Source organism: Paraburkholderia sp. MM5496-R1, from assembly GCF_050436205.1.
GTDB classification, from domain to species: Bacteria; Pseudomonadota; Gammaproteobacteria; order Burkholderiales; family Burkholderiaceae; genus Paraburkholderia; species Paraburkholderia tuberum.
This window is the reverse complement of record NZ_JBNDLT010000002.1, coordinates 1,051,002-1,067,560: the sequence shown is the minus strand read 5'-3', so window position 1 is coordinate 1,067,560 and position 16,559 is coordinate 1,051,002. Positions and strand designations below refer to the sequence as shown.

Sequence of the window (16,559 nt, the reverse complement as noted above, 5' to 3'; positions counted from 1 at the left end):
ACGAATCTGCTGGTCAATGTCGTCTACTTCCGGTCTCTCCAGGCATTGCCGGCATGGATGGCGGAAAAGGAAGAACATAGGGGCATGTTGCGCGACCACGGCGGCGGCGTCGAAGCGCCGCGAAAAAGCCCGGAGAAACAGCGCAGCGAAACAGCGCCACGACGGTGATGGAATAAACCACGCGATCGCGGCGTTAAGTCCAGTATGGCAGTACCGCATTCCGCGGCCTGCCGCCCGCCGCGCCGGTCGGTCGATCGCGTGCCGGGCATCTGCCAGGAGGCTCACCATGAAAGCATCCCGTATTCTGTCAGCGCTCTTCGTCCTGCTCGCGCTCGCGTGCGGCTCCCTCGCGCACGCGGCCGATACCGACAACGCCGCGTCGGGTTCGAGCAACAACAGCAACAGCAGCGGCGGCGGCTACTAACGCCGCGACCGGGCCTGGCACGCCGGGTGACATTCGAAGCGGAAGTGATCGCGTGGCTGCTGACGGATCCTGCGGCATCTGTACATCGACCAGCTGCGCGGGCGCCGCGAGATCGCCGTCGACGACGAAAGCGCGCCGTCGCGATCGACGTGTGCAGCGAGCTCGGTGGTAAGCCTGAGACGTGGCAGCAGTAGCGGGCGGTAGCGTGTCGTCAAGGCCGTTAGCGGCGACGCACGCATAGCTGCCCGCGCGACTGCACCCGCGGATTGCCCGACCGACAAGGAGACGCCTTGCCCCAGACGCTGCCGCCCAACCTGTCCGCCGCACAGTTCGACCGGGCGCTCGCCGGCTGGCGCGCGATCGTCGGTGAAGCGCACGTGCTGCGTTCCGACGCCGACCTCGCCGCCTATGGCGATCCGTTCGCGCCTGGTGAGCCGGGGGCGTTTGTCGCGAGCGCCGCGCTGCTGCCCGCGTCGGTCGATGAAATCCGCGCGGTGCTGCGCATCGCCAATCAGTACCGGATTCCGCTGTGGACCGTGTCGACCGGGCGCAACTTCGCGTACGGCGGCGCGGCGCCGCGTCTCAGCGGCTCGGTCGTGCTCGACTTGCAGCGCATGAACCGCATCCTCGAAGTCAACGAAACGCTCGCCTATGCGCTGGTCGAACCGGGCGTCAGCTATTTCGATCTGTACGCGCATCTGCGCGACAAGGGCTACAAGCTGTGGGTCGATCCACCGGCTGCCGGCTGGGGCAGCGTGGTCGGCAACACGCTGGAGCGCGGCTTCGGCTATACCGACTACGGCGATCACGCGGCGGCCCAATGCGGGATGGAGGTCGTGCTCGCCAACGGCGACGTGCTGCGCACCGGCATGGGCGGCGTCGAGATCGGCACTGCGTGGCAGCTGTATCAGCCGGGCTACGGGCCGTCGTTCGATGCGATGTTCATGCAGTCGAACTACGGCATCGTGACGAAGCTCGGCGTGTGGCTGATGCCCGCGCCGCCCGCGTATCTGCTCGGCGAAATCCAGTTTCGTCGCGAGGCCGATCTGGAGGAGATCGTCGAGATTCTGCGGCCGTTGCGGCTCGACGGCACGATCCGCAATCACGCGGTGATCGAGGGCGGATTGCGGCGCGCGGCGAGCCTGTCGCCACGCCGGCAGTGGTACGACGGCGCGGGCGCGATGCCCGGGAGCGCGGTGCAGGCGATGCTCGACAAACTCGGCGTCGGGCGTTGGAACCTGCATTTCGCGCTGTACGGCACGCCCGAGTTGATCGATGCGCGCTACGCGCTGATCGAGCGCGCGTTCGCGCGGGTGCCGGAGGCGCGGCTCACGGCGGCGCGCTATGCGGGCGATGCTCAGCCGACTGGCGGCGGCGATCGCAACATGGCCGGCATTCCCGCGATGACCGCGTTTCGCATGCTCGACTGGCGCGGCGGCGCGGGCGCGCACGTCGACTTCGCGCCGATCTGTCCGGCGACCGGGCGCGACGCGATGCGCCAGTACACGATGGTGAAAGCGCGCGCCGCCGAATACGGCTTCGACTACTACGGTGGCTTCACCGCGGGCGCGCGGCATCTGCATCATATTTTCGCGGCGATTTTCGATCGCGACGACGCGAATCAGGTGGAGCAGGCCGGCGCGCTGCTGCGCTCGCTGATGAGCGACGCGCGCGCGGCCGGCTACGGCGAATATCGCGCGCATCTCGCGTACATGGATTTCGCGGCCGCGCAATACAGCTTCAACGACGGTGCGTCGCTGCGCTTCGCCGAAACGCTGAAGGATGCGCTCGATCCGAACGGCATTCTCGCGCCGGGCAAGCAGGGCATCTGGCCGGCGGCATGGCGCGACCGGCGGGGGTACACGTGAACGACGCGTGCGGACACGCACGGCAGACCGAAGCGCAAACAGAACGGAACGTACACGCCAATGGATCGACGCACTTTCATGCTCACCGGTGCATGCCTCGCGACGGCCGCGGGCGGCGCATGGCCGTGGCTCGCGCAAGCCGCCGCCTGGGCTGACGATGCGCGCGCGTTCGCGATCGTCGACTCGACGCTCGAATGCGGCGCGTCGTTCGCACGCTATGCCGCGCATCTTCGGTTGCGGACCTTCGAAACCGGCGACGATGCGGGCGCGCTCTGGTTCACCACACTTGCGCCACTGCTCGACGTTGGGCGGACCCCGCACGCGATGCCCGCGCTGATCGGCTTCACGCGCGCGTCCGATTACTTCGTCCTGCAACACCTCGCGCTTCGCACGGGACGCTTCGTCGAGCATCGTCACGAAGCGCGCGAGGGACTGGATGCGCAACCCGCCCACGTGGCCTTCGCTCTGACGCCGCGCAGCGCGCGCTAGAACTTATAGTCCTTGTTCTTCGGATCGAAGGTCGAATCGTCGAATGTCCTCGGCGTGATGCTCTCGAACACGATCTGCTCGAAAATCTTGCCGTCGTTGTCGTAAGACTGGACGCTGCGAAAGAACGGATGACGCAGATCGAGCCCGAGCGTTTCCTTTTTCGCGTAGAACCGTGGCTGGCCGACCGGTGTTTCGAACGTGAACGCGACGACGCGCACACCGTCGATGGTCTTCACTTCGATCCGCACCGAACGCGGCAAGCCGGCCTCGGTGTATTTTTTTCCTTCACTCAGGTATTGATCGGCAACGTACTCGGTGCCGAGATCGCGCACGCTGTGATTCGATTGCGAGCGTGCGAGCGCGCCGGTCAGCGACGTCCACAACGGCATCACGTTCATGATGCCGCCGAGGTGGCCGTAGGTTTCATCGCTCCGTTTCGATTCGTCGTAGATGATTTCCTGGCCCGCGTGCGCGCCGTCGGCCAGCCACTTCGCGTAGATGCGCAGCGGGTCGTGCGCGACGCGCACCAGCATGTGATCGGGCTTGTCGGGCCATATGCCGCGAATGCGCTCGGAGCGCGACATCGTGAACTCGTAGGACGGGTAGTCGTTCGGTCCTTCCTTGATATAGCGCGGCAGCGCGAGCGGATCGAGCGACTGGAACAGCGCGACCAGTTGCGCGTCGTCGAGCTTTTCGAGCGTGCCGCTTTGCTGCGCGGCGCGCAGCCATTTGACCTGCTGGTCGAGCGTCAGCATGCCGACCTGCGCGGCCGGCGTGGTGGGCGGCTTGACGGCGCTCGCGGTGTTGAGCGGGGGCGGGCGGTCGTCGTTCTGCGCGAAGGCCGTCGGCACCGACAGCAGGCCGAGCGCGACGAGCAGCGCACCCAGCAAGCGCTGTCGCCGGCGATGCGAACGGGCGGACATGCGGTGCTTCATGAATTTCTCCAGAAAGTGACGCGACCGCTCATGCAACCTGCAAGGCAATAACGCGAAGCAACAAAGCAATATCGCTGTGAAGCAACGCTTATTCCCGTCAGGCGGACTTCTGTTTCGCGAGTTCCTCGTCGCGCAACGCACGGCGCAGAATTTTGCCGACGTTGGTTTGCGGCAGCTCGTCGCGGAATTCGACGAGCTTCGGCACCTTGTAGCCAGTCAGATTCTTGCGGCAGTACGCAATCACCTGCTCGGCGGTCAGTGTCGGCGTGCGGCGCACGATGAACACCTTCACGCGCTCGCCCTGCGCGGGGTCGGACACGCCGATCGCGGCGACTTCGCGCACGTCCGGATGCGCGGCGATCACGTCCTCGATTTCGTTCGGATACACGTTGAAGCCCGACACGAGGATCATGTCCTTCTTGCGATCGATCAGACGGATAAAGCCGCGCGAGTCCATCACGCCGATGTCGCCGGTCGCGAGCCAGCCGTCGTCGTCGATCACCTTCGCGGTTTCGTCGGGGCGGTTCCAGTAGCCCTTCATGACCTGCGGGCCCTTCACGCACAGCTCGCCCGCCTCGCCGATATTGGCCCAGCTGCCGTCGTCTTTCCTGAAGCGCACCTGCGTGGACGGCGCGGGCAAGCCGATCGAGCCCTCGAAGTCGCGCAGATTGGTCAGATCGACCGGATTCATCGAGACGATCGGCGAGCACTCGGTGAGTCCGTAGCCCTCGATGATCGGCTTGCCCGTCACCGCCTTGAAGCGCTCGGCGACGGCTTTCTGCGTCGCCATGCCGCCCGCCATCGCGAGCTTCAGGTCCGAGAAGTCGCGCCGACAGAATTCCTCGTTGTCGAGGAACGCGTTATAGAGCGTGTTGACCGCGGTCATGCCGGTGAATTTTTCGTGACGGATGATCATCATCACGCGCTTCATGTCGCGCGGATTCGCGATCAGGATGTTGCGCCCGCCGAGCCCCATGAAGATCAGCGCATTCACGGTCAGCGAGTAGATGTGATAAAGCGGCAGCGGCGTGAGCACCGTTTCGCCCTCGCCGGACAGCTGCCCCGCGGCCCACGCCTTCGCCTGCAACAGATTGGCGAGGATGTTCCGGTGCGTGAGCATCGCGCCTTTCGCGACGCCGGTCGTGCCGCCCGTGTATTGCAGGAACGCGATGTCTTCGTGGGTCGCGCGCACCGGTGTATGCGGCCGTGCATAACCGGCCGAAAGCGCTTTCAGGAGCGGCACCGCCTGCGGCAGCTTGTAAGGGGGCACCATCTTTTTCACGTGACGCAGCATGAAATTGAGCAGGTGTCCCTTCAGGTTCGCGCCGTCGGCGAGCAGATCGCCGAGCCCGGTCACGATCACGTTGCGCACCTTGGTGCCGGGCAATGCATCTTCGAGCGTCTTCGCGAAGTTCTCGATCACGACGATCGTCTGCGCGCCGCTGTCCTTTAGCTGGTGCGCGAGTTCGCGCACCGTGTAGAGCGGATTCACGTTGACGACCACCGCCCCCGCCTTGATCGTGCCGAACAGCGCGACCGGATACTGGAACGTGTTCGGCAGCATGATTGCGACGCGCTCGCCCGGCTCCACGCCGATGCTTTGCAGGTACGCCGCGAACGCGCTCGCCTTGCGGCCCAGTTCACCGTACGTCAGGTTCGCGCCGACGCTCACGTACGCGACGCGCTCGCGGAACTGTGCGATGCATTCGTCGAAGAACTGATCGATCGACTCGTATTGCGTGACGTCGATGTCGCGCGGCACGTCGTCCGGATAGGACGCGTACCAGATGCCGTCGGTGTTCGGAGCGGGGTGGGGCACCGGGTTTTGACGAGGCGTGCCGCCTGCGTCCGGCATGTGCAGCGGGGCTTGGGTGGGCTCGGTCATCGATTGCCTCCTGAAAATGTTGGTATGCGCTGCCCTAGCGTTCCAGAATCGCGACGACCCCCTGGCCGCCCGCCGCGCAGATCGAGATCAGCCCGCGTGCGCTGCCGGCCGGCTTGTCGAGTTGCGCCAGCATCTTCGCGAGCGCGGCGACGATACGTCCGCCCGTCGCCGCAAACGGATGGCCGGTCGCGAGCGAACCGCCGTTCACGTTGAGCCTGGTGCGGTCGATCGCACCGAGCGCGCCGGCGAGGCCAAGCTGCGTGCGGCAATATTCGTCATCCTGCCATGCCGCGAGCGTGCACAACACCTGAGCCGCGAACGCTTCGTGGATTTCGTAGAAATCGAAGTCCTGCAGCGTGAGGCCGGCGCGCGCGAGCATGCGCGGCACCGCGTAGGCGGGCGCCATCAGAAGGCCTTCCTGCTGGTCGAAAAAGTCGACCGCCGCGGTTTCCGACCAGCTCAGATACGCGAGCACGGGCAAGCCGCGCTCGGCCGCCCACGCTTCGCTCGCGAGCAGTACCGCGGATGCGCCATCGGTCAGCGGCGTCGAGTTGCCGGCGGTCAGCGTGCCCGCGTCGCGGTCGAATACGGGCTTCAGGTTCGCAAGCCTTTCGAGCGACAGGTCGGCGCGCAGGTTGTTGTCGCGCGCGAGGCCTTTGTACGGCGTCATCAGATCGTTGACGAAGCCGCGCGCGTACGCATCGGCGAGCTTGCGATGGCTCTCGTACGCGAGCACGTCCTGCGCCTCGCGCGAGATGTTCCAGCGCTTGGCCATCAGCTCGCAATGCTCGCCCATCGACAGCCCCGTGCGGGGCTCGCCGTTGCGCGGCAACAGCGGCTTGAACAACATGCCGGGCCGCAGCCTGCTGAGCGCGGCGAGACGCTGACCGGTACTCTTGCCGCGATTCGCTTCGAGCAGGATCTTGCGCATGCGCTCGTTGACGCCGATCGGCGCGTCGGACGTGGTGTCGACGCCGCCCGCGATGCCCGCGTCGATCTGCCCGAGCGCGATCTTGTTGGCGACGAGGATCGCGGCTTCGAGGCCGGTGCCGCAGGCCTGCTGCACGTCGTAGGCGGGCGTTTCCTTCGCGAGCGTGGTGGACATCACGGACTCGCGCGTCAGGTTGAAGTCGCGCGAATGCTTGATGACGGCGCCCGCCGCGACTTCGCCGAGACGCACGCCGTGCAGGTCATAGCGATCGATCAGCCCTTGCAGCGTGAAGCTCAGCATGTCCTGATTCGATGCGCTCGCGTACGCGGTGTTCGAGCGGGCAAACGGAATCCGGTTGCCCCCGATGACGGCGACGCGGCGCACGGCAGGTTGCGGGTGGGACATGCTCGGCTCCTTTGGGTCGTTCCAGATTATTGGTCGATGCGAACGGCGCGCTCGCGGTTCACAGCAGCCGCCACTGCATGCGCCCGCGCAAATGCGGCTTTTCCCCGGCGATATCGCGCACCTCGAGATCGCGCTCGATCAGCGAAGGCGATGCGCTCCACAGCGACGCTTCGCCCGGCAGCAGCATCGGCACCTTGAACTCGGCGCTGAGCGTTGCTTCGGCGAGCGGCTTCGGCGGCTGCAGCGACGACGCCGCGCGCGCGAGCGTCCACATGCCATGCGCGATCGCGCGCGGAAAGCCGAACGCCTTCGCCGACAGCGCGCTGATGTGGATCGGGTTGTAGTCGCCGGACGCGCTCGCGTAGTCGCGGCCCAGTTGCGGCGCGAGCTGCCAGCGCGCGATCCGTTGCAGCGCATCGGGGCCGAGCGTCAACGCTTCGAGCGGATGGCCGAGCGCCGGCACCGCGCGCTTCAGGTAGATGCTGTCGCCGTCCCACACCGCCTCGCCGCGCCGATAGATGCGCGTATGCACGACGAACGCCTGGCCCTTGTCGTGACGCAGCAGCGCGCCGAATTCGACCTCGATGCGCAGCAGGTCCTTGTAGGCGAGCGGGCGGCGCAGCCGCACGTGATTGGCCAGATGCACGAGACCGAGCGCGGGCCACGGAAACGCGGGGTCGGTCAGCATCAGCAGATGCAGCGGAAACGCGAGCAGGTGCGGGTAGGTGAGCGGCACGCCGTGCTCGGGAATGAAGCCGCACACGCGCGCATAGCGCCACACGGGGCCGGGCTCGAGCACGACGGCAGGGCGCACGAGCCGCAACGGCGGCAGCCGCGTGTCGCGGCCGCGCTTGACGATGCCCGTCAGCGCGCGCCCGTACAGCTTGGCCGGCGCGGGCAGCGTTTCGATGACGACGGTTTTCGGCCGCGCGCCGTCGCCCGGCGCGGGAGCGAGCTGACGGTTGCCGAACGGATCACGCGGTTCGTCCATACCCATGCTCCCGTTCAGGCGCCAATCAGGCTTTGACCGCACACGCGCACGACCTGGCCCGTCACGCCGGCCGAGCCCGGATGCGCGAGCCACGCGATGGTCTGCGCGACGTCGACGGGCTGGCCGCCCTGGCTCATCGAGTTCATGCGGCGGCCGGCCTCGCGGATCGCGAGAGGAATCTTCGCGGTCATCTGCGTTTCGATGAAGCCGGGCGCGACCGCGTTGATCGTGATGCCGCGCGCGCGCAGTGGCAGCGCCATGCTCTGCACCCGGCCGATCACGCCAGCCTTGGACGTGGCGTAGTTGGTCTGGCCGCGATTGCCCGCGATGCCGCCGATCGACGACACCGCGACGATGCGCCCGCCGTCGCGCAGGATGCCGCCCGCGAGCAGCGCGTCGTCGATGCGTTCCTGCGCGCTCAGGTTGATGTCGATTACGCTTTGCCAGACGGCGTCGGTCATCTTCGCGATGGTCTTGTCCTTCGTGATGCCGGCGTTGTGCACGACGATGTCGACGCCGAGCTCGTCGAGCGCGGCGGCGATCTGCGCGGGCGCTTCGGGCGCGGCGATGTCGAACGCGAGCGGGCTGCCGTTCAGCCGCCGCATCGTCGCATCGAGCGCGTCGCGCGCGGACGGAATGTCGAGGCCGATCACATGCGCGCCCTCGGCCGCGAGCACGCTCGCGATCGCCGCGCCGATGCCGCGTGCCGCGCCCGTGACCAGCGCACGCCGACCGGCGAGCGGCTGGCGCCAGTCGAGCCAGTCGAACGCGGGCGCGTCGTGCGGCGGCGCGCCATGTGCCGCGATCCGCACCACCTGACCGGACACATAGGCCGAGCGCGGCGACAGGAAAAAGCGCAGCGTCGCCTCGATGGCGTTTTCAGCGCCTTCCTCCACGTACACGAGATTCGCGGCGATGCCGCGCCGCGCTTCCTTACCGAGCGAGCGCACGAGCCCTTCGAGCGCGCGCTGGGCAGTCCACTGACGCGGGCTCGCGCAGGCCTCGGGCGGCCGGCCCAGCACGACGATGCGTCCACACTTGCCGAGCGAGCGCAGCGTGTCGTGGAAAAAGCCGTGCAGCGGTTCGAGCAGGCTGCTGTCGTCGATACCGCTCGCGTCGAACATCAACGCGGCAAGCTTGCCCGGCGCACCGGCTTCGGCCGGCTCGAAGCGGCCGGTCATCAGGCCGTGGCGATGGGCGAGCGGCACCCACAGCCCGGCGCTTTCGTGCGCGACGCTCGTCATGCCGAGGGTGGCGATCAGACTCGCGAGCGCGTCGAACAGGCGCGGCTCGCGGCCCGCGCCGATCGCGATCAGTCCGTCGAACTCGGGCCGGTCCGCGCGATAGCGCCGCAGCACCTCGGGCTTCGGCAGCCCGAGCGAGCGCGCGAGACGGCCGCCGAACGGCGAGTTGACGAACTTCAGGTAGGAGTCGTTCATGTTATCGGTTGCTCTGCTGGACGCGCCGCGGGCAGCCCCGTGATTTTCAGGGGCGCCGGACGTGTGTCAGTGTGCCTTGAGTTGCGTGACTCCGGTACGGTTTGCCGCGCTGGGTCGGTAGTTTTTTCTGCGTGAGCGCGCGCATCAGGCCAGCAGTTCCAGCGCCTTTTCGAGCGCCTGCTTGCGCTGTTGCAAGCTCGCGAGCAGGTCGAAGTCGGCCGGGAAATCGTCGACCTTGACGACCTGCGCGCCGTAGCGCGCGTAGTCGTCGAGCACGCGCCGCTCGTCCGCGTCGACGAGGCCCTGGCGTTGCGCCGCATCGGTCCATGCGGCGAACTGCGGCAGGCTTTGCGGCAGTGGTTCGAGCAGACCCTGCTTCACCGCCTCGCGCAGCTTCTGCTCGATTTGCGTGAACTGCGGATTGAGCGCGAACGCGAGTTCGCCATAGCCGAGCGCATCGACGTCGGGGTGCGGCACGTACGAGTCGGCGACGAGCCGCTCGCGCGCGGCGCCGGGCGTTTGCATCAGTTCGGCGATCTCGCTGCCGAGCCGGTCCGACGGCTCGCGATGCGGCAGGCCGAACGGGAATGCGAGCACACGCACGAGCGTCGCGGCGACCCGGTTCGGGTAGTTCGCGAGCACGCCGTCGAGCGCGTGCTGCGCCTTGTACAGCGCATCCTCGACGCCCCACCGCACGAGCGGCAAGTCGTCGTGCTGTCGGCCTTCGTCCTCGAAACGCTTCAGCGTCGCCGAGATCAGGAACAGTTGCGACAGCACGTCCCCGAGGCGTCCGGAGATGCGTTCGCGACGCTTCAGATCGCCGCCGAGCACCAACATCGACACGTCGGCGAGCAACGCGAACACGGCCGACAGACGCGTCGCCGCGCGATAGTACGCATGGAGCGGCGCATACGCGCGGCGCGGCTTCGCGATCAGCGCGCCGCCGCTCAGCCCATACACGGCACTGCGCACCACGTTCGACACCGTGAAATTCAGGTGGCCGAAGAACGCCGCGTCGAACTCGCGCAAGGCTTTCGCGCGATCGGGCTCGCGCGTCGCCGTCATTTCCTTCAACACGTACGGATGGCAGCGAATCGCGCCCTGGCCGAAGATGATCAGACAGCGCGTCAGAATGTTCGCGCCTTCGACGGTGATCGAGATCGGCATTTGCTGATACGCGCGCGCCAGAAAGTTCGACGGCCCCATGCAAATACCCTTGCCGGCGACGACGTCCATGCCGTCGTTGATGACCATGCGCGCGCGCTCGGTGATGTGATATTTGGCGATCGCCGAAATGACGGAGGGCTTTTCGCCGAGATCGACCGCCTGCGCGGACAGGCGGCGCGCGGCGTCCATCACGTACAGGTTGCCGCCCATGCGGCCGAGCGCTTCCTGCACGCCCTCGAACTTGCCGACGGCGGTGCGGAACTGGCGCCGAATCGCGGCATATGCGCCGGTGCCGCGCACGGCAATCTTCGCCATCCCGACGTTCGACGACGGCAGCGAGATCGCGCGGCCCGCCGCCAGACACTCCATCAGCATGCGCCAGCCGTTGCCGACCTGGGCGCGTCCGCCGATCACCCAGTCGAGCGGAACGAACACGTCCTTGCCCGAGTTCGGGCCGTTCTGGAACACCGCGTTCAACGGCCAGTGACGGCGGCCGATGTCGACGCCAGGGTGGTCGGTCGGAATCAGCGCGCAGGTGATGCCGGGTTCGTCGTTCGCGCCGAGCAGATGGTCGGGGTCGAGCGCGCGGAACGCGAGGCCGAGTACGGTCGCGATCGGCCCGAGCGTGATGTAGCGCTTGTCCCACGTGACGCGAAAGCCGAGCGTCTCGCGGCCTTCGTGCAGGCCCTGGCAGACGACGCCGACATCGGGAATCGCGGCGGCGTCGGACCCGGCATACGGGCTCGTCAGCGCGAAGCAGGGGATTTCCTCGCCGCGCGCGAGACGCGGCAGATAGTAGTTCTTTTGCGCGTCGGTGCCGTAGTGCATCAGCAACTCGGCCGGGCCGAGCGAGTTCGGCACCATCACCGACACGGCCGCGGCCGAGCAGCGCGTCGCGAGCTTCATGATCACCTGCGAATGCGCGTACGCGGAGAACTGCTTGCCGCCGTACTGCTTCGGAATGATCATGCCGAGAAAGCCGTGCTGCTTGATGAACTGCCACGTTGGCGGCGACAGGTCCTGCCAGACCATCGTGGTTTCCCAGTCGTTCGCGAGGTCGCACAGCTGCTCGCATTCGATGTCGAGGAACGTCTGCTCTTCGGCGCTGAGCATGGCCGGGCCATAGCCGAGCAGCGTGTCCCAGTGCGGGCGGCCCGAGAACAGCTCGGCGTCCCACCAGACCGTGCCCGCCTCGATCGCGTCGCGCTCGGTCGGCGACATCTGCGGCAGGATCTTGCGGAACGTGTCGAGCACCGGTTTCGCGAGCCATGCGCGGCGCAGCGGTTTGATCGTCAGCACGAGGGCGGGGAGTACGAACACGATCGCGAGCAGTGTCGTCAGCAGCGGGCCGGCCGCGCCGCTCACGAGCGCGGCCGCGACCCAGACGATCAGCGCCGCGAGCCACCATGAGGCGCGGGCCTGAACGTAGACGAGAGCGGATGCGGCGATGACGAGCGCCAGGATGAACCACGGCATGACGTTTCCTCCTCTGTGGTGACGCAATCGCCGGGCCAGCTGCGAGTCGCGCACTTGCGTCGGGCGTTACCGTGTCTTACCGATTCGACTGACGGGCACGGCGCAGCTGCGCAACGTAGATGTACTGCTTGTACTGCTCGGGTAAGCGAGCTCGATCGGGTTCCATGTACGACGTGTGGTGGTTACGTCGAGTGATGACGCCGTGAGACGTCGTCAGGCGGTGCCGTGCAGCCCATGCTGATAGCTTGCCGGCGCCGCTTCCATAGTGCCGCCGCGGCTGTTGCTGTCGAACGTGTCGCGTGCCACTGCGCACGCGGCCGCCTCGCCGCTGGTATGTTCTTGCGCACTGGCGAACGTGCCGTCCACGCCGCCGTCGGTCGCATCGCCGAGCACGGCGCCGAACGCGGCCAGTTGCGTGCCGTCCGGCAGCGGCGCCTTCAGCGCGGAGACCATCAGCGACGCCAGGCGCGCGATGGGCTGCACATCGTTCATCGACTTACCTTGCGAGAACTCGGCAATCAGGCTGTCGGTATCGGTGCCGGCGAGCACCCCCGACAGCGCGCCGATCGCGAAATGCAAGCGCCAGCCGAGCTCCTCGCGCGGCAGATGCGGCAGCGCGCGCTGGAACGCGTCGAAGAAGCGCATCGCCACCGCTTCGTAATGCGCGTTCAGAAAGTCGCGGATGAACGACGAGGGGTCGGTGTAGGCGCGCCCGAGCAGGCGCAGAAACGCTTTGCCGCCGACACGCGGATCGCGCGACAGACGCAGTGCCGGAATGAACATCGCGCCGAGCACGTGCTCGCAGGTCAGGCGCGCGCCGAGCATGACGTCGAAACGGTCGAGCAGCTTCACGCGCTCCCGGTTCAGCTGATCGAGCCGGCGCGACAGCATCGAGTGAATCAGCGATTCCTTGCTGCCGAAGTGATAGTTGACCGCCGCGAGATTGACTTCGGCGCGCGAAGTGATCTGGCGCAGCGACATCGCCTCATAGCCGGATTCGATGAACAGCGTCTCCGCGGCGTCGAGAATGCGTGACTTCGTATCGCCGGCATGCCGGCCGGGTGTGCGAACTGCCATGTTGCCGTCTCCCAGTTGCCGGGGCTGCCGGCTCGCAAACACGCGATTCAAATCGATATTTGAAACGACCGTTTTTTAGGATAAGAAAGGATGGTCGGTGCGATCAAGGGACGGGCTCGACGAACTCCTCTAGAAGACCTGTCGGGGAGCCATGCTGGCGAAGCGCGGCGCGTCATGCCGCGCGGAAAATAAAAAGACCGTTCCGAACGAATCGGAACGGCCTCGTGTCGTGTTGCGATGTAATCTGGCCTTGCGCTCGACGACCGGGTTGACCCGGCTCCCACGCGTTGACGCACATTGGCTAGCCGTCTGGTTCGAAAGCCTCAAGCTCTTAAACTTGTCCTCCGACCGCGCTACCCGTCGAGCCGGCGCCGACGACTTCACGCGCGGACTGCGTCATGTCGATGCCGCGGCGCTCGCGGCTGAACGGAATCAGCGCGCAGATCAGGATCGCGACGATGCCGACCACGATCGCCAGCACGAGCGCGTAGTTGTTGCCGTGCACTTCGGCGATTTTCGCTTGCAGCGGACCGTTGACCGACGCGATCAGATTGCCGAGCTGATACACGAGACCGGGGAAGGTCGCGCGGATTTCATCGGGCGAGATTTCGTTCAGGTGCACCGGAATCACGCCCCAGGCGCCTTGCACCGAGATCTGCATCAGGAACGCGCCGAGCGCGAGCAGGATCGGCGTGGTCGAGAAGGCCCACAGCGGCAGCACCGGCAGCGCGATCAACGCGGCGATGAAAATCGCGCGCTTGCGACCGATCTTCTCCGACGCCCAGCCGAAGAACAGACCCCCGCAGATCGCGCCGATGTTCAGCGTGATCGTGATCCACGACACCGTGTGCGCGTCGAACTGGCGCTGTACGCGCAGGAAGGTCGGATACAGATCCTGCGAGCCGTGCGAGAAGAAGTTGAAGGCGGTCATCAGGATGATCGCGTACATCGACAGACCGACGTTCAGCTTGAGCGTCGCGACGAGGCCAGGACGGACCTTCTTCTCGAGCGTCTTGAACGCGGGCGACTCCGGCACGTGCGCGCGAATGTACAGCACGAGCAGCGCGGGCAGCACGCCGACGAAGAACATGCCGCGCCAGCCGATGTATTGATAGAACAGGCCGAACACGATCGACGCGAGCAGGTAGCCGCTCGGATAACCGGCTTGCAGAAGACCCGACACGATACCGCGCGACTTCGTCGGCACGGTTTCCATGGTCAGCGCGCCGCCGACACCCCATTCGCCGCCCATCGCGATACCGAACAGCGCGCGCAGCACGAGCAGCGTCATCAGGTTCGGCGACAGACCGGACAGCAGTTCGAGCAGGGAGAAGCACGCGATGTTGATCATCAGTGTCGGACGGCGGCCGTATTTGTCGGCGAGCCAGCCGAAAATCAATGCGCCGAGCGGGCGCATCATCAAGGTCAGCATGATCGCGACTGTGACCGAAGGAATGTCCGTATTGAATTCCTGCGCGATATCTTTCAATACGAACACCATCAGAAAGAAATCGAATGCGTCGAGGGTCCAGCCTAGATAGGCGGCGATCGTGACGTTTCTCTGTTCCCGAGTCCAGCTCATTGATTGTTCTCCTCAGTCTCCACAAAACCGCGTTTTGATCGCGGACGGCACCGTAGCCCTTGCGCCTTATGGCAAGCGCTTCCCGGCGAGTGTACGCCGAGCATTAAACGTCTGCATGGTTGAAGCCGGTTTTCTCCGTGTTAATCCGGAGAGCAATATTCGTGCTGAATTCGTAGTGCATGTTCAATGTCGGAAAAATGTAATTGCCGGTTCGATCCATGTTTGTATTTTGTAATGTTTATCGGGATTTCCCAGCGCCCATTTTTTATGAAGTTTATGGCAATGGCGTTTTGACGGGGCGGCCCGTGCCGGTCCGCGCGCCGCATCGAACCTTCATGTACAGTTATTTCGCCAACTGATCGACATATCGCTATGTCCTTGACGCCATCGCCTTCGTTGCTCGACGAGATGCTCGACGCTGTCGCGCGTCGCTATCGCCTGCCGGCGCTTGCGGCCGTCTGCGCGCCGACGCAGCAAGCGAGACCCGCCACCGTGCTCGCGCTCGCGATCGAGCAGGCTCGCGAGGCGAGCGCGCGTGGCGAAGCGCCGGATGCGGCGAACCGGCGCTTCTTCGTCGAGGCGCTCGCGCGCATGATTCGGGAGGCGATGCGCGAGGAAGCCGGCGACCCGGTGTTTCAGGCGATGCTGCTACGGCATCGCAGCACGGTGGTGCGCGAGTACGCGTCGCTGGCCGCGCACGCGAGCGTCGATCGCCGGCTGATCTACGCGGCCGTCAATGCGATCGCACATCCGGCCAAACAGCAGCGGCTGCTACCCGGCCTGCAACGCGACGCGCTGGCGCGTCTGCACGCGCTGGCGTTCGCCGAAGCGTGGCCCGAACTGGCCGAAGCCGTGCAAGCTTGCATCGATACGCCGCAAATCGCGCACGACGCGGCGCTGCAACGCGGCCTCGCGCAATTGCTGGAGAGTGCCGCTTTGCAGCGCTTGCGCCGTCTTTACGCGCTCGCGTCCGACGAGCGCGTGCGTCAGTACCAGACGCTGTGGGATCGCCAGGGGCCGCGCCCGGGAAGCTCGACTGCCGTGGCACGAGGCTTGAGCTCGAAGCAGCGCGGCGCCGCGGTCGAGGCATCGGCCGCCGATGCGCTCGACGCGCTCGCGCGGCGCCTCAATGACGCGCACGGTGCGCTCGCCTCGTACCGTGTCGTGAACTCGATGCGCGTGCCGGCCGCGATACCCGCGAGCCACGAGCGCGCGAAAACCGAATGGGACGTGGTGCTGCTGCGGCAGGCACAGCCCCCGGCCGACGCGGCGGCGTGGGACGTCTGCCTGCTCGTCGAAGCGAAGGCATCGGTCGACGCGGCCACCACCGATCTGCCGCGGCTCGTGCGTGGACTGACGCTGCTTGCGCATGCGGACCCGCACACCGTCTACCCGTTTCGGACGCAGCAGGGGACGGTGGGCTTGAGCGGCGCGTCGCTCGCCGCGCTGACGAGCGACGGGGCCGGTCTTCGCAGGACCGTGCTCTATTGCTGCGACGCACCCGTCGAAGCGGCGCCGCGCGTGCTGGGCCCTGCGAGCCGGATGCAGCTGCTGTCGGCGCACGCCAGCCTCGATTTCGCGGCCGCACTGGCGGATGGGCGCGACACCGATTGCGCGGTGCTGGAACCGGTGTGGCATCAGTTGCTCGAATCGCCGAGATGGCGGACGGCGCTCGACCAGTACGCGACGCTGCGCGAGGTCCGCGAATTGATGGTTCATCCGGACGACTTGCGGGCCGCCGTCGGCATCGCCGACGCAAGACGGTTGAGCGCGGCGCGCTAGGCCTGCCAGGTCTGCGTAGGGCCAACGCAAGCGCTGTGCCGCAGTCGCGGCGCGATTGCATTGGAGGTGGCGCGCGCGTTGCTCGTAGCGATAGATCTTCGAGCAAAA

At 66.4% G+C, this 16,559-nt stretch carries 12 protein-coding genes and 1 pseudogene; 5 read left to right on the top strand and 8 right to left on the bottom strand.

Annotated features, from left to right (window positions below):
• Window positions 1–286 precede the first annotated feature (286 nt).
• The 4 genes and pseudogenes from OKW38_RS11885 (at window position 287) to OKW38_RS11870 (ending at window position 2,781) form a co-directional block, all read left to right on the top strand.
• Complete coding sequence (locus tag OKW38_RS11885) at window positions 287–424, top strand: hypothetical protein (protein ID WP_167368637.1); 138 nt, start codon at window positions 287–289, stop codon at window positions 422–424.
• A gap of 47 nt (window positions 425–471) precedes the next feature.
• Window positions 472–571, top strand: a pseudogene (locus OKW38_RS11880) (RNA polymerase sigma factor); the annotation flags it as partial.
• A 143-nt stretch (window positions 572–714) separates the two neighbouring features.
• Window positions 715–2,292 (top strand): FAD-binding oxidoreductase, encoded by a 1,578-nt coding sequence (locus tag OKW38_RS11875; RefSeq protein ID WP_090804151.1) that lies wholly within the window; start codon window positions 715–717, stop codon window positions 2,290–2,292.
• Window positions 2,293–2,352: 60 nt separating this feature from the next.
• Window positions 2,353–2,781, top strand: a complete 429-nt coding sequence (locus OKW38_RS11870; RefSeq protein ID WP_429361612.1) for a hypothetical protein — start codon at window positions 2,353–2,355, stop codon at window positions 2,779–2,781.
• Here OKW38_RS11870 and OKW38_RS11865 read toward each other — a convergent pair.
• From OKW38_RS11865 to OKW38_RS11830, 8 genes are all read right to left on the bottom strand, one after another.
• Window positions 2,778–3,716: a DUF1571 domain-containing protein gene (locus OKW38_RS11865; protein WP_429361610.1), complete on the bottom strand. Its 939-nt coding sequence runs from the start codon at window positions 3,714–3,716 to the stop codon at window positions 2,778–2,780. The genes OKW38_RS11870 and OKW38_RS11865 overlap by 4 nt on opposite strands.
• Before the next feature lie 97 nt (window positions 3,717–3,813).
• Window positions 3,814–5,601: an AMP-binding protein gene (locus tag OKW38_RS11860; RefSeq protein ID WP_429361608.1), complete on the bottom strand. Its 1,788-nt coding sequence runs from the start codon at window positions 5,599–5,601 to the stop codon at window positions 3,814–3,816.
• 34 nt (window positions 5,602–5,635) lie between these two features.
• Window positions 5,636–6,937 (bottom strand): acetyl-CoA C-acetyltransferase, encoded by a 1,302-nt coding sequence (locus tag OKW38_RS11855; protein WP_429361606.1) that lies wholly within the window; start codon window positions 6,935–6,937, stop codon window positions 5,636–5,638.
• A gap of 58 nt (window positions 6,938–6,995) precedes the next feature.
• The gene (locus tag OKW38_RS11850; RefSeq protein WP_429361604.1) at window positions 6,996–7,928 is read right to left on the bottom strand and encodes a MaoC/PaaZ C-terminal domain-containing protein; all 933 of its coding nucleotides are present in this window, start codon (window positions 7,926–7,928) and stop codon (window positions 6,996–6,998) included.
• Window positions 7,929–7,942: 14 nt separating this feature from the next.
• On the bottom strand, window positions 7,943–9,367 hold the full coding sequence (locus OKW38_RS11845) for a 3-oxoacyl-ACP reductase (protein ID WP_429361602.1): 1,425 nt from the start codon (window positions 9,365–9,367) through the stop codon (window positions 7,943–7,945).
• A 144-nt stretch (window positions 9,368–9,511) separates the two neighbouring features.
• Window positions 9,512–12,010, bottom strand: coding sequence for an acyl-CoA dehydrogenase (locus OKW38_RS11840; protein WP_429361600.1), 2,499 nt, complete (start codon window positions 12,008–12,010; stop codon window positions 9,512–9,514).
• A gap of 213 nt (window positions 12,011–12,223) precedes the next feature.
• Complete coding sequence (locus tag OKW38_RS11835; protein WP_429361598.1) at window positions 12,224–13,087, bottom strand: TetR/AcrR family transcriptional regulator; 864 nt, start codon at window positions 13,085–13,087, stop codon at window positions 12,224–12,226.
• Window positions 13,088–13,418: 331 nt separating this feature from the next.
• A complete protein-coding gene (locus OKW38_RS11830; RefSeq protein WP_429361596.1) occupies window positions 13,419–14,669 on the bottom strand; it encodes an MFS transporter in 1,251 nt (416 codons plus the stop codon).
• Window positions 14,670–15,041: 372 nt separating this feature from the next.
• Here OKW38_RS11830 and OKW38_RS11825 point away from each other — a divergent pair, with 372 nt between their 5' ends.
• Window positions 15,042–16,451: a 3-deoxy-D-arabino-heptulosonate 7-phosphate synthase gene (locus OKW38_RS11825; RefSeq protein WP_429336256.1), complete on the top strand. Its 1,410-nt coding sequence runs from the start codon at window positions 15,042–15,044 to the stop codon at window positions 16,449–16,451.
• Window positions 16,452–16,559 lie beyond the last annotated feature (108 nt).